This is a genomic window from Nostoc sp. LPT, assembly GCF_017115165.1.
Classification (GTDB): domain Bacteria; phylum Cyanobacteriota; class Cyanobacteriia; order Cyanobacteriales; family Nostocaceae; genus Nostoc.
The window spans coordinates 1-12,278 of the sequence record NZ_JABXKF010000058.1 but is presented as its reverse complement, the minus strand read 5'-3'; the positions used below and the strand labels follow the sequence as shown (position 1 = coordinate 12,278).

At 40.2% G+C, this 12,278-nt stretch carries 13 protein-coding genes; 4 read left to right on the top strand and 9 right to left on the bottom strand.

The window, feature by feature from the left end:
• Positions 1 to 14: 14 nt before the first annotated feature.
• The 7 genes from gvpA to gvpN form a co-directional block, all read right to left on the bottom strand.
• The gene (gene gvpA / locus HWQ58_RS13820; RefSeq protein ID WP_163931998.1) at positions 15 to 236 is read right to left on the bottom strand and encodes a gas vesicle structural protein GvpA; all 222 of its coding nucleotides are present in this window, start codon (positions 234 to 236) and stop codon (positions 15 to 17) included.
• A gap of 635 nt (positions 237 to 871) precedes the next feature.
• On the bottom strand, positions 872 to 1,561 hold the full coding sequence (locus tag HWQ58_RS13815) for a GvpL/GvpF family gas vesicle protein (RefSeq protein ID WP_292863123.1): 690 nt from the start codon (positions 1,559 to 1,561) through the stop codon (positions 872 to 874).
• A gap of 425 nt (positions 1,562 to 1,986) precedes the next feature.
• Positions 1,987 to 3,822 carry an AAA family ATPase gene (locus HWQ58_RS13810; protein WP_292863120.1) on the bottom strand — a complete coding sequence of 612 codons (1,836 nt, stop codon included), beginning with the start codon at positions 3,820 to 3,822 and terminating at the stop codon, positions 1,987 to 1,989.
• 257 nt (positions 3,823 to 4,079) lie between these two features.
• Positions 4,080 to 4,823, bottom strand: a complete 744-nt coding sequence (locus HWQ58_RS13805) for a GvpL/GvpF family gas vesicle protein (protein WP_292863117.1) — start codon at positions 4,821 to 4,823, stop codon at positions 4,080 to 4,082.
• A gap of 36 nt (positions 4,824 to 4,859) precedes the next feature.
• A complete protein-coding gene (locus tag HWQ58_RS13800) occupies positions 4,860 to 5,294 on the bottom strand; it encodes a gas vesicle protein K (RefSeq protein ID WP_292863114.1) in 435 nt (144 codons plus the stop codon).
• Entirely contained in the window at positions 5,281 to 5,628 is a 348-nt protein-coding gene (locus HWQ58_RS13795) for a gas vesicle protein (protein WP_292863112.1), read from the bottom strand. The genes HWQ58_RS13800 and HWQ58_RS13795 overlap by 14 nt, the downstream gene beginning before the upstream one ends.
• The gene (gene gvpN, locus HWQ58_RS13790; protein WP_292863109.1) at positions 5,625 to 6,797 is read right to left on the bottom strand and encodes a gas vesicle protein GvpN; all 1,173 of its coding nucleotides are present in this window, start codon (positions 6,795 to 6,797) and stop codon (positions 5,625 to 5,627) included. Before gvpN ends, HWQ58_RS13795 begins: the two co-directional genes overlap by 4 nt.
• Positions 6,798 to 7,009: 212 nt before the next feature.
• On the opposite strand from gvpN, the gene HWQ58_RS13785 reads away from it, so the two are divergent.
• The 4 genes from HWQ58_RS13785 to HWQ58_RS13770 all read left to right on the top strand — a co-directional run bounded on the left by HWQ58_RS13785 (position 7,010) and on the right by HWQ58_RS13770 (position 11,124).
• The gene (locus tag HWQ58_RS13785) at positions 7,010 to 7,261 is read left to right on the top strand and encodes a gas vesicle protein GvpG (RefSeq protein ID WP_292863106.1); all 252 of its coding nucleotides are present in this window, start codon (positions 7,010 to 7,012) and stop codon (positions 7,259 to 7,261) included.
• A 311-nt stretch (positions 7,262 to 7,572) separates the two neighbouring features.
• Positions 7,573 to 9,591, top strand: a complete 2,019-nt coding sequence (locus HWQ58_RS13780; protein WP_292863103.1) for a DNA methyltransferase — start codon at positions 7,573 to 7,575, stop codon at positions 9,589 to 9,591.
• Entirely contained in the window at positions 9,588 to 10,643 is a 1,056-nt protein-coding gene (locus HWQ58_RS13775) for a DEAD/DEAH box helicase family protein (protein ID WP_292863100.1), read from the top strand. Before HWQ58_RS13780 ends, HWQ58_RS13775 begins: the two co-directional genes overlap by 4 nt.
• A gap of 40 nt (positions 10,644 to 10,683) precedes the next feature.
• Entirely contained in the window at positions 10,684 to 11,124 is a 441-nt protein-coding gene (locus tag HWQ58_RS13770; protein ID WP_292863097.1) for a hypothetical protein, read from the top strand.
• Between the two features lie 58 nt (positions 11,125 to 11,182).
• Here HWQ58_RS13770 and HWQ58_RS13765 read toward each other — a convergent pair whose 3' ends face one another.
• Together HWQ58_RS13765 and HWQ58_RS13760 are read right to left on the bottom strand one after the other, a co-directional pair.
• Positions 11,183 to 11,467 (bottom strand): hypothetical protein, encoded by a 285-nt coding sequence (locus tag HWQ58_RS13765; protein ID WP_292863094.1) that lies wholly within the window; start codon positions 11,465 to 11,467, stop codon positions 11,183 to 11,185.
• Between the two features lie 45 nt (positions 11,468 to 11,512).
• A complete protein-coding gene (locus HWQ58_RS13760; RefSeq protein WP_292863249.1) occupies positions 11,513 to 12,223 on the bottom strand; it encodes an ArsA-related P-loop ATPase in 711 nt (236 codons plus the stop codon).
• Positions 12,224 to 12,278 lie beyond the last annotated feature (55 nt).

The following is a 12,278-nucleotide window of genomic DNA, read 5'->3' as shown; positions in this document are numbered from 1 at the left end:
TTTCTAATGTGCTGTTAAGCAGCAGATGGAACAGCAGCCTGAGATGTTAAACCAACTGCCTCGGCATATCTTAAGTAAGTTTCAACTGAAGCAATCACAATCCGAGCTTCTATTGATAGCAGTTCAATACCAACTAAAGAAACACGTACCCAAGCATCAACTACAATTCCTTTGTCCAAAATGCGGTCAATAACTTCAGCCAGACTTGAAGATGAGTTAACTTTTTCAACAGCCATTTTCTTTTGCTCTCACAATTCTAATTATTGATTTCATCCTGCTCTGATTGAGCAATAGGTAAAATTTACACAATGTGTTTTATTCTTCCTGGGTTTAGTGTTCCCAAAAATATCAGATAAATATAAGAAAATAAAAAAATCCTAAAAAGTTAACAATATTTTTTGTAACTGCCCAGGTAAGAAGGTAAAGATGATTCCTATCAAGGAAAAAATATGGTAGGTGTAAGCAGAAAATTTCCGGTGGCTTTGGCTGATTCAATTTTGCGGTTTCATTCGCCAATATCCGTTTTTTTGTCTCTACTGCTTCTAATACCGTTTCTTTGTAAAGCTGCGCCAAATTCTAGCTTTTTTTCAACGCAAAGGTACGCAGAGGTTAGCGCAAAGGTACACAGAGGTTTTCTGAAGATAATTCGCTATGTCCCAAAATAATTAGGCGCATCTTCGTAGAGAATTGGTATAAGCATGGTCTGAATCTCTTGGAAGTTATTACTGAGGCTTTACAAGGTAATGTCTCTGGTTTCCTTTCTTCAAATACTACCAGCTAGGCAGTTACTATTTTTTTAGAAAAAATTAAAGAAAAAATCAGCTCACCTTTATTTTTTCTGGGAAAGTTTTAAATCTTATTTTTTATGAATTTATATGAGAGTATTTTTGAGAAAATGATAGGGTGGTAGAGGTTCGCTCAGTGCCAACTGCCAGTGCGAGCATTGTACTTGCCAGAGGGAAAATTGCTGCGTACTGAGCGTTGAATCGTTGCGCTGTGCCAAAAAGTGGATTTGCCGCACATCTGGCTGTCGAGTCTCACAGATAACATTTGTATATGTTTTGAGAATTAACTGGTTCAAGAGTTCCCACTGTTCGCATTGTTGTGTTTGAAATGCTTGCTGTGTTTGGTAGCGTTGTTTTTTAGCTAATAAATAGGCTTTTCCCCTAGCATCAATAGTGTCAGAATCGTCATGCAAATCACAGGGTGTAGCTTTTAAAGTGAACTCAACTTTGTCTGCTAGCTGAGTTAGGGTTTCTAGATATTGCTCTTGGTGCTGTTCTAGATGATTCAGCAGTTTTTCTACAGAGGTAAAACCGCTCCCAAAGCGTAGAGGAAGCAGGGGAGTTTGTTGAAAAAGTTCTCGAATTACGCGATCGTGGTTTAATACAGCTTGAAGCAAACGCTCATCCTTTGCCTGTATTGCCTCCAATGAGATTTCCGCTTCTACGATCGCGCCCAAACCAGAAGAGTAAACGAGTTCAATATTCCTTTCCATCCCTAAAGGTAGAACCAGTGGTGATGCGGTCGGTACTAAAAGAGCATAAGCGTATATTGACATAAGTAGGTCGGCGTGAATATTTGTAGTTGGGATGAGGCACGATACAGAAGGCAGAAGGTAAGAGGCACAAGAGAAGAGGGTTTTAGTTAAATTTACTTTTAGTTACATAGTTCTGTTTATTTGCACCGTTCTACTTAAATAGCTTCCGCTCTGAACTTCTGCGTTTTTTCAAGTAAGCTATTCATGCCTAGTTTTGGCACAATCAAGCATGAAAATTCTTACCTCTTCCTTCTGCCTTCTGCCGACGCTCTCTACGAGACGCTGCGCGTAGCTTGCAACTCTTACAGAGTACGCGGACTCGCTCTAAGCGAAGCCATGCCGTTGGCGTTCACGTTAGCGTCTCTGAAAGAGAAGCCTCTCGTTCGCGTTAGCGTCTCTGAAAGAGAAGAGAAGGCTTTACGCTGTGCTATCCTGCCTTCTGCCTTCTATTGAGATTGATGCTGATTAGCAAGCATTTGGTATGTAACTTGGAAATCATCATTTGTAATCTGAATCAGGCTGGAGTCACTCAATTCCTGGGCGCGGTATCGACGAATTGCGCTTAAAGCAGCTTGATTGCTCAACAAAGCCAAGTCTGCCCCATTCCAATCCTCGGTAACTGTCGCCCAGATTTCTAAATCGACATCAACCAGGGGACGATCTAGATTGTGAACTTGTAAAATCGCTAATCGGCTGGCTCGATCTGGTAGATCGATTTTTATTTGTAAGTCCAATCTTCCCGCTCTGAGCAAGGCAGGATCGAGCGTTTCTGGACGATTGGTTGCTCCTACTAACAGTACTTTCGGGCATTCATGCAACCCATCCAGTTCCGTGAGCAGTTGACCAACAACGCGATCGCTAACTCCAGAATCACCACTGAATCGTCCCCGTGCTGGTGCCAAGGTATCAATTTCATCTACAAACACAACGCAAGGAGCTGCTTGCCGAGCTTTGCGAAAGAGTTCTCTGACTGCCTGTTCTGCGGCACCTACCCATCGGCTTAGTAATTCCGGGCCATTCACCGCAATAAAGTTGGCTCTAGCCTGGGAAGCGATCGCTTTTGCAAGTAATGTTTTTCCCGTTCCTGGCGGCCCCCACAACAGAATTCCACGAGGAGGCTTGGCTTTGGTTTGCTCGTATAGTTCGGGATAGAGGAGTGCGCCTTCAACAGATTCTTGAAGTTTTTGTTTAACGTTATCCAAACCACCAATGTCATCCCAACTGACACTTGGTGCTTCAATTGCTACAGCCCTAAGAACTGAGGGTTTTATCTCCTTAATTGCTTCGAGAAAATCCTGCTGGATGATAGTCATGTTCTCAGGAACGGGACTGTTGAGCGAGGGGACTTGACGACGAAGGGCAATGTAGGCTGCTTTTTGACAAAGAGCTTTGATATCGGCACCGACAAATCCGACTGCTAAATCAGCGATCGCTCCTAAATTCACTGAAGTCTCCAAGGGCATAGCACTTGTCAAAATCGTGAGAATTTCCAATCGTCCATCGCGATCGGGAACCCGAAAATGAACTTCGCGATCGAAGCGTCCCGGACGACGCAGCGCCGGATCGAGATAATCGGGACGATTTGTTGCCGCTAATACAAGTACGCCCTCCGTTTTGGCAAACCCATCCATTAACCCAAGCAATTGTGCCACTAGTCTTTTTTCAACTTCACCTTCTACTTGGCTGCGATCTGGGGCCAGACTGTCAATTTCATCTATAAATATCAGACAGGGAGCAGAACGAGTTGCTTTCTCAAAAATGCTTCGTAAACGAGCTTCTGCTTCCCCGTAATACTTGCTCATCACCTCTGGGCCATTGATGGCAATGTAGTTTAACTCTAACTCTTCTGCCAAAACACGGGCTGTTAAAGTTTTTCCCGTACCGGGCGGGCCTACTAGCAAAACTCCACGCAGAGGCTCTAACCCTAATTTCACCAATAAATCTGGACGTTTAAGGGGAATTTCGACTAACTCTCTGATTTCTTTGAGAATATCAGCCAAGCCGCCGACATGTTGCCAAGAAGCTTTTGAGTTCGTTCGAGCTGATGGTGGGGTGACATCAGCATCATCCGTTGGTGTAGATGTATTGGTGGTGCCAACGGTGGAATTGGATTGGACTCGGCTGGAACTACTTTTTCTGGGAATATTGCCTTGCCGGGGAATACTACTGAGATGATGAGACTGAATTTGAATAGAAGTTTTTAACTCCCCTTTCTCTACTTTTTCTTCTAAAGCTTTAGCAATTTCTAATAGCTGTTCAAATCCTTTAAATATATCGTCCATTGATTTTACTTAAATAAAAGACAGAGAAAAATTTAATTTCTAATTTAATTTTCAAAAAAAATTAAAAGTTTTAATAATTTTTGATTTTCAATTTTCAGGACTTACGCACAGGTAACGGAAAAACGTAGACGCAAAGCGCCTTGCCGAAGGGTACCACAGAGTACACAGAGTACACAGAGGACACAGAGTAATGAGGGGTTGAGAGGTTTTTTGCGTAAGTTTTATTTTTATTGCTGTTCAACAGGGAGAGGAATTAATCAATTGGAACTGAATAATTGCAGACGAGCAAAGTTATACGGGGCAGTGAAATTGTTGTAGCGAATTCGCAAACGTTCTTCAAATTTACGATCGAGTGCTTCAACGTATTCGCTAAATTGTGATTCTGCTTCCCAAGGAATTAGGTAGGCTGAATTGTAGATCATTGTGTCCATTTGGGGAGTATTTTCCACCACATCGATCGCAATCGAGTTGAGCGTGCCTTGAAATACATCTATGATGCCTTGCTTGCGATCGTTCATTCCCTGTTCGATGGCTTGCCCTATTTGGATCGCTTGTTCCATACTCAGGGGTTGACCCATTAGCTTATCCCTTTCGGTTTTGAGGTCTGGGTGTTCTGCCAACAGTCCCTGAATTTCTACATCGGTATCCCAAAAAACTTTGACACTCACTTCTCGGCAACCCGATAACTTCGCAAGCAATTGCGTCAATTCTTCTTGATGAGGACGAATTAATTGCTGTGAAACAGTTTCCCAGCTGGAAACCAAAAGTCCAAATTGCACTGGGAGTAAATTGCGATCGCCTGCTTGCATGATTTCCTCAAGGACTTTCTCATGACTTAGCAGGTTACGACGGCTTGCCAAATAACGCTCTTGCTGGGCTTCGGAGTAGATCACTGCAAAACCATTCAAAATTTTAATTTGCACGGGTTGCCCATCTAAGCCCTGTAAATTTAAGTTTTCTGGAGCAGGCAAGGTCAAAATTCCATAAATGTAAAAACTCATATAAATGTCTTACCAAGAAGAATGTAGATAAAAAAGTTACAGGGGTTTAGAAGTGAGTACTAATCTTAACTTGGCATGAACTAAGCTTAACTGAGCCAGTCCTAAGTCCAAGTCACCTTCAACCACAACACCCGTATTTAATAGGCGATCAAGGAGTTCTAGGATAGAGGGTTGACTAGAGGTTTCACCGGGGTAGTATCCTCCAGATTGGGGAAGTAAAGTTCCCATTTCACCCAAGTTAATATTTAGATCGGCTGGGTCAATATCAAATATCTCGCAAAGCTGAATAATCTGTTGTTCTAGCTGTTGCAGGCTTTCAGCAGCCCGATCTAGCTCATTGTCGTTGAGGGTGCCAGCATCCATTCGCCGAATCACCTGAGCTTCCATGAGTTGGCGTATCAGCTCAACAACCGTCAATAACAACGGTGCTAAACCGGAATCGGAACCTTTTGATTTGCTAATCGCCTGCATTCTGATGACTAATAGGATTGAGTGCTTGGAGTGATCGCAGTTCTGTTTCTAGACTGGCAACACGCTCTTGAAGTTGTTGATTAGTTGTTAATAAGCTGCGAGTTTGACTATTAAGATAGGGGTCGCTCTCCCACCAGTTAATTCCAATCTCTTTGGCTTTATCAACAGAAGAAATCAACAAACGAATCCGAATGTTGAGCAATTCTGTGGAGCCGACGGAAATAGAAATATCTCCTGCGATAACAATGCCTTTATCCAGAACCCGTTCTAGAATATCTGCCAAGCTAGAACCCTGAGTTGCTGTGATCACTCCTCGGTTAGTATTAGTACTCATTTGTTTATTAAATGGCCAGAATCAAAAGCAACTGTCTGTGATACGTTCGGCAGATCGGCATTGCCCTGCATTTGTACTAATACTCCCTGCTCTCTGAGAGACTTGAGTGCAGCCACAATTTGACTGCGATCGATCCCTAATTCTGCTGCCAAATCAGAGAAAGGCCTTCCCGGAGAATTACATAGGTAGTTGTAGACTTCATGCTCGTAAGGTACTCGTTGTTCCAATACAATCTGATTTTGGTTGTTTGGTATTATCTCTGACGACTTAGATTGAGTATTTATACTATGATATAATTCACTCAAAACCTCTTCCAGTAGCCGAGTTGCTTCCATGAGAGGTTGATTCGTGCGAGAAAGCAGGATATCGGCACAAATATCTTGGAAGCAAGGATCTCCAGGGTTTACGGAAATTTCGTGTTCGTGGCAGATTTTGGCAATCATCAGACAGGAACGCAATCCACCGCCCAGCCCAGAGCCAGATCGACTCCAAAACGTCCGTACTAAGCGCACAATTACTTCTGCTTTCTCGGAATCTATGCCTGTTTTATGAACTACAATTTCCTGCTGACTCAGTTCATCAGGTGTAGGCATATCGATGGTAATAACACGATCCATCAAAGCATCCTGAGTTGCATGGACTCCACAATACTCTTGAGGATTTGATGTTAATATTGCCCGAAACTGAGGATGAACCCGAATATACTCTGCTCGATGTTGGTTCATTGGTAATACTAACAACCTCTCTTCTAGTACGGAGAGTAAAACGTTATTTACCTCCGGGTGCGATCGATTGAATTCGTCGTAAACCAGCGTAAATCCTTCTTTACAAGCTAGGGTTAATCGTGCATCAACCCAGTGTTGTCGGAGTTCATCTTCAACTTTAACAACGCTATGAATGAAGTTATCAACAACCTTTTTGCGGGTGTAACCTAATTGATTACCGATCAAGTCTGAGGTTTTAAACTCATCATCTCCAAATAAGAGGATGATAGGCTGGTTGAGCAAATCAGCTAGATGCATTGCCAGAGTAGTTTTTCCGACTCCGGCAGAACCACGTAAATGTACTGAAAAACCTGAGTGTAGATAGCGCAAAGCACGTTGAGCGATGCGTTGAACAGCAGGTGTATTGACAAATCGCTGCGGAGATGCATTTAATACAGTTGTCAAACTATAAGTTCCTCCTAAATAGTAATATTATGCAAAAGTAATTTTTTTTACATCATAAATATCAAATACAGATGTCAATCAGCCTTAACTGGACTCAAATCCAACGCATTTTGGCATCAACACAAGACTAGTAATGTTTAATATCTATGTCATCAGCATAATTACGGTCTTGCGAGGACAGTTTTCATAAATCCACACAAGTGTAAAGCAATATGGTTCTGCGCTTCTTACTATTACCGATTACGGGCCCATTAATGGGGGTAACGTGGCTTGGGGAAAAAATTTTAGAACAGGCGAATACTGAAATTGATGATAAAGAAAATCTCAGCAAGCAACTTCTTGCACTCCAACTTGCTTTTGATATGGGAGAAATTCCTGAAGAAGAGTTTGAAATTCAAGAAGAAGCTCTTTTGTTAGCGATTCTGGAAGCAGAACAGCAGGAACGCGATCGGACACAAGATTAGGGAACAGGGAACAGGGAATACGGAATAGGAAAAGAAATATTTTCATGCCCTGGTTGTGCGATCGATCACATGAGCGTCTAGCTTGTGTGATTTTTTGCTTTCTACTTGGAAAATAAGGCAGGAGCCAGAGGGCAGATTGCTGGCATAGTCGGAATTATACGATTTTATTTAATTGTTATTTTATGCACATTAAATGTGTAATAAATTATCATCACCAGCAATCCCCGAATTGAGCAACGATATCTGTATTCCAAAGGTACACTACTCTAGGATGATGTATTAACAACAATTCAAATACGGGTGATTACCCAATGTCAAAGCCGAATACTAAAGCGAAAAAGGCTCAAATCATAGAAGTTATAGCACGGGATTATCTGCCGATGATTCCTCAACTTCAGAGAAATTGGACACCAGAACAACATGAAAAAAATTGTTTGAGTCGTTCTTTGGCTGCATTTGCGATCGCTAATGTTGCTAATATTACTCCTGCTCAAGCTGCTCACTCGATCATCAATGGTGAAAATGATAACGGGATTGATGCAGTTTATTTTGATCGGAATAAAAACTTGCTTTGGTTGGTGCAAGCTAAAGCGGGGAATGCTCCAAACATGGGAGATAATAAAAAATTCTGTGATGGGATCAGGGATCTTGTCAAGGCTAAAAAGCAGAGACTTGAACTTACATGGATTGGTAAAGAAATTCGCCCTAAATTAGAGCCACGAATTTTATTAGAAGATGCTGAGAAATCTTACCATGCTGCACATCAGGTTAGTGAAAATGATATCTTTGATAATCGTTTAATTTTTGGTGATAACTTGTTAGTTCTCAAGGCTTTAGAACAGGAATTTATAGGCAAAATTAAATGTATTTTTATTGATATTCCATATAATACAGGTTCTGTTTTTGAACATTATGATGATGGGGTTGAGCATTCTATATGGCTTTCTTTAATGAGAGATAGTTTAGAAATTTTGCGTAATTTATTGTCTGAAGACGGTTCTTTATGGATCACAATTGATGATAATGAAGCTCATTATTTAAAAGTAATGTGTGATGAGATTTTTGGACGTGCAAATTTCGTCGCTAATGTAGTTTGGCAAAAGAAATATGCAGTTGCTAATGATCACAAGACTATTGCACCAATGCACGATCATATTCTGGTTTATAGAAAAAGCGAATCTTGGCAACGTAACCTTTTAAAAAGAACTGAAGAAAAGAATCGTCAGTACCGATATTCAGATGAAAAAGGAGTTTTTCGTATTGATAACTATACTTGCAATAAAAGCTCTGAAGAAAGACCTAATCTTTATTATCCAATAACTCAACCTAATACTGGTGAGAAGATTTGGCCAAGCCCTACTAGAGTTTGGGCTTATTCTCAGGAAACACACAAACAACATCTTCAGGATGATTTAATTTACTGGGGAAAGGAGGGACTTTCTAAAACTCCTTCTTTCAAACGTTATAAAGATAAACTTAAAAATCAAGGTATTATACCCCAAACTTTTTGGAGTCACGAATACGCAAGTCATACTGATACTGCTAGAAAAGAAATTCGTGCTGTATTAGGTAGTTCTTCTCTTGCAGATGACTTTATTACACCCAAACCAGAAGGATTAATCCAGCGAGTTCTAGAAATTGCAACAAATTCAGGTGATCTAGTATTAGATTCCTTTGCAGGTTCAGGAACAACAGGCGCAGTAGCACACAAAATGGGAAGACGCTGGATCATGATTGAACTAGGTGAACATTGTCATACCCATATCATTCCCCGACTCAAAAAAGTGATTGATGGTGAAGATAAAGGTGGGATTACTCAAGCAGTTAACTGGAAAGATGGTGGAGGGTTTCGTTACTATCGCCTTGCACAATCACTTTTAGAAAAAGATAAATGGGGTAACTGGATTATTAACAAAGAATATAATCCCGCCATGTTAGCCGAAGCACTATGCAAAATTGAAGGCTTCACTTATGCACCATCAGATACATTTTATTGGCAGCATGGTTATTCTACGGAACGGGATTTTATTTATGTCACTACTCAAAATCTCAATCACGAACAATTATCTAAACTTGCTGATGAAGTAGGAGAAGAACGCACTCTACTTGTTTTATGTAGTGCCTTTCGTGGCCAAGCCGATATATTCTCAAATCTGACAATCAAAAAAATTCCTCAACAAATACTTTCACGTTGTGAATGGGGACAGGATGATTACAGCCTGAAAATTGAAAATCTGCCTAAAGCACCCCCAACAGTTGAACAAATATCACCACCAAAATCACTACAAATACCATTACAACAATCGCTATTTGACATGAATAAATTATGATAAATAAATTTGTAAATAACATTGCTAATCGCCTCAGTCTGCGCCCACCTCAAAGACGATCGTTAGAAATTATAAATCGAATTTGTGAAATTTTGTCTATCAATGAACAATTTGATATAGAAACAAGTTTAACAAGAATCAATACAGAGTTTCCATCTGTTACAAATTTCGAGCGTGAATTTCCTTCACTATGTTTTGCATTAGCGACAGGTGTGGGTAAAACCCGACTAATGGGTGCTTTTATCAGTTATCTAAACCTAGCACATGGAATAAAGAACTTCTTTGTGTTAGCACCCAACCTCACTATTTATAACAAACTAATTAATGATTTCACACCCAATACACCAAAGTATGTATTTACAGGTATATCTGAATTCGCTATTCAGTCACCAGTTATTATCACAGGTGACAACTATGAAACCAATGCAAGAACAATTTTAGATCCACTAATTCCATGTAAAATAAATATTTTCAATATATCAAAAATTAACTCAGAAGTGCGCGGTGGCAGAAGCCCTAAAATAAAACGATTATCTGAATATATTGGTGAAAGCTATTTTGATTATCTTTCTCAGCTAAAAGACTTAGTAATTTTAATGGATGAATCCCACCGATATCGAGCTACAGCAGGCCTTCGCGCTATTAATGAGTTAAAACCATTAATGGGTTTAGAACTCACCGCTACACCATCTGTAGAAACCAGCAGAAAACCATTATATTTTAAAAATGTTATCTATGAATACTCTCTAGGAAAAGCAATTATAGATGGCTTTGTTAAAGACCCTGCTGTTGTCACTCGTAAAGACTTTAACCCTGCCAGTTTCTCACCAGAAGCAATTGAACGAATCAAATTAGAAGATGGAATTTATTTACACGAAAATATTAAAGCTGAATTAAAAATTTATGCTCTCCAAACAGGAAAGCCAATTGTTAAGCCATTTATGCTTGTTATTGCCCGTGATACTTACCATGCTACACAACTTTTAGAACTTATTAAATCTGATAAATTTGCCAAAGGGTATTACACAGATAAAGTCATTCAAGTTGATTAATTTTTTAGATTATAGAATCTCACCTCCAGATAAAAGCAATATGTCCAAATATGTGTTTACAGGTTTTTCTAAATGCCTTTATAGAGAACAAAAATTTAAGTCAGAAGCGGAGAGAGTATTATCTATAATTTTGGAAGGAGATGCAATTAAGTGGTTTAAACCAGCAAGAGGACAATTTCAGATTTATTACAAATGGAATGGAGATTATTTAGAATATCAACCGGATTTTGTTGCAGAAACAGAAGACATTATCTATATGCTTGAACCTAAAAATAGAGATGAAATAAATCATCCTCAAGTGCTTGCTAAGAAGGATGTAGCGGTTCAATGGTGTCAATATGCTTCTGAATATATGTTAAAGCATAATGGGAAGCCTTGGATTTATGTGTTGATACCCCATGATGCGATCGCCCAAAATATAACAGTCCAAGGACTAGGCGATCGCTTTAAGACTAACGGTTATTCTACAAAAAACAACTAGGTGGATGCCTGTAGTATTATTTCTACAATCATTTGATTTAGAGGTCAATTGAGGTCAATTAGTATTCCAATGTTAAGGTTTTGAATTTTGGTGTATTGTCCTCCAAGTCTGTATTTGCTTGCTGATGGGTCATGTCCTCTTCAGCAATTGTTTGACTATTTAAAATAGCAAGACGCTGCTGAATCTGATGTAGGCGTGCTTCGAGTTTCTCTAGTTCCTGTTCTAAACGCTCCTTCTCTAACATCATTTTGTAAGCATTTAAGTAAACTCTTGCTTGAGAACGTTGAGGAGGCATGGAGCTAAGTTTGGCTTGAATTTGTCTGCGGTTTGGAGTGCGATGCATAATAAATTTCTCTTTGGGTATGAAAGTATTTAGTCTAATTAGCCGTTAAAATAAACAGGCGCCTGCTACTTGGATGCGTTCTAAAGGCTGAACTGAGCGAGGAAGCATAGGTAAGCGAACCATTGTCAAACCTGGAAAATTTGTCTTGCAGCCATCCCTGCTCGCACGATCGCAATTAATGGTTGCTGTAGAATTAAAGCGGTTGAGAACAAGGTAATTCTGGCTCACACCTATTTCTTGGAGAGATTTGAACAGGCGTTGTTGTTCGGCAAGTACACTAGCCTGGTTAAGTGTAACCCCAATGAACTCTGCTTGTTGTGGGTCTTTTAGCACTTTTTGGGCTTTGACCACGCGCTGTCGCAAAATTCGTAAACGTCCCATAAACTCTGTACGACCAAGGACATTCTGATACTTGATCCAGAGTTTGAAAATCCAAGCTAGCCAGTCTGCTAGTGCAGTTGGCATTTCTAGAAAACGCAGAAAATGACCTGTAGGAGCAGTGTCTAAAATAATCAAGTCTTCTTCTTGTTGCTCTAGCAATTCTATTACTGTTAACAGGGAAAGCATTTCATCGATCCCTGGTAAAGCTTGATCGACAATTTTGCGCCAGGCAACAGGAGCATAGGCAATTTCAATAGCTTCGGTTGTTTGGGTTTCGCCACTCATCATTTCGGCCAGTTCCCATAGGTAATCGGCTCTGAATTGATTGAGAATGCGATCGCTATCTACTTCCTGACCTCGAAGATTGGCAGTTATTCCCTGACTATCTAATTAGTATTTAAGAGCTTGAGACTCAAGCACAGCGAGAAGT

What these genes read in the sequence shown, in the direction of transcription:
- gvpA (WP_163931998.1), bottom strand. Translation starts at nt 236, where the DNA reads ATGGCTGTTGAAAAAGTTAACTCATCTTCAAGTCTGGCTGAAGTTATT.
- HWQ58_RS13815 (WP_292863123.1), bottom strand. Translation starts at nt 1,561, where the DNA reads ATGTCAATATACGCTTATGCTCTTTTAGTACCGACCGCATCACCACTG.
- HWQ58_RS13785 (WP_292863106.1), top strand. Translation starts at nt 7,010, where the DNA reads ATGGTTCTGCGCTTCTTACTATTACCGATTACGGGCCCATTAATGGGG.
- HWQ58_RS13805 (WP_292863117.1), bottom strand. Translation starts at nt 4,823, where the DNA reads ATGAGTTTTTACATTTATGGAATTTTGACCTTGCCTGCTCCAGAAAAC.
- HWQ58_RS13775 (WP_292863100.1), top strand. Translation starts at nt 9,588, where the DNA reads ATGATAAATAAATTTGTAAATAACATTGCTAATCGCCTCAGTCTGCGC.
- HWQ58_RS13795 (WP_292863112.1), bottom strand. Translation starts at nt 5,628, where the DNA reads ATGAGTACTAATACTAACCGAGGAGTGATCACAGCAACTCAGGGTTCT.
- HWQ58_RS13780 (WP_292863103.1), top strand. Translation starts at nt 7,573, where the DNA reads ATGTCAAAGCCGAATACTAAAGCGAAAAAGGCTCAAATCATAGAAGTT.
- HWQ58_RS13800 (WP_292863114.1), bottom strand. Translation starts at nt 5,294, where the DNA reads ATGCAGGCGATTAGCAAATCAAAAGGTTCCGATTCCGGTTTAGCACCG.
- HWQ58_RS13770 (WP_292863097.1), top strand. Translation starts at nt 10,684, where the DNA reads ATGTCCAAATATGTGTTTACAGGTTTTTCTAAATGCCTTTATAGAGAA.
- HWQ58_RS13765 (WP_292863094.1), bottom strand. Translation starts at nt 11,467, where the DNA reads ATGCATCGCACTCCAAACCGCAGACAAATTCAAGCCAAACTTAGCTCC.
- HWQ58_RS13810 (WP_292863120.1), bottom strand. Translation starts at nt 3,822, where the DNA reads ATGGACGATATATTTAAAGGATTTGAACAGCTATTAGAAATTGCTAAA.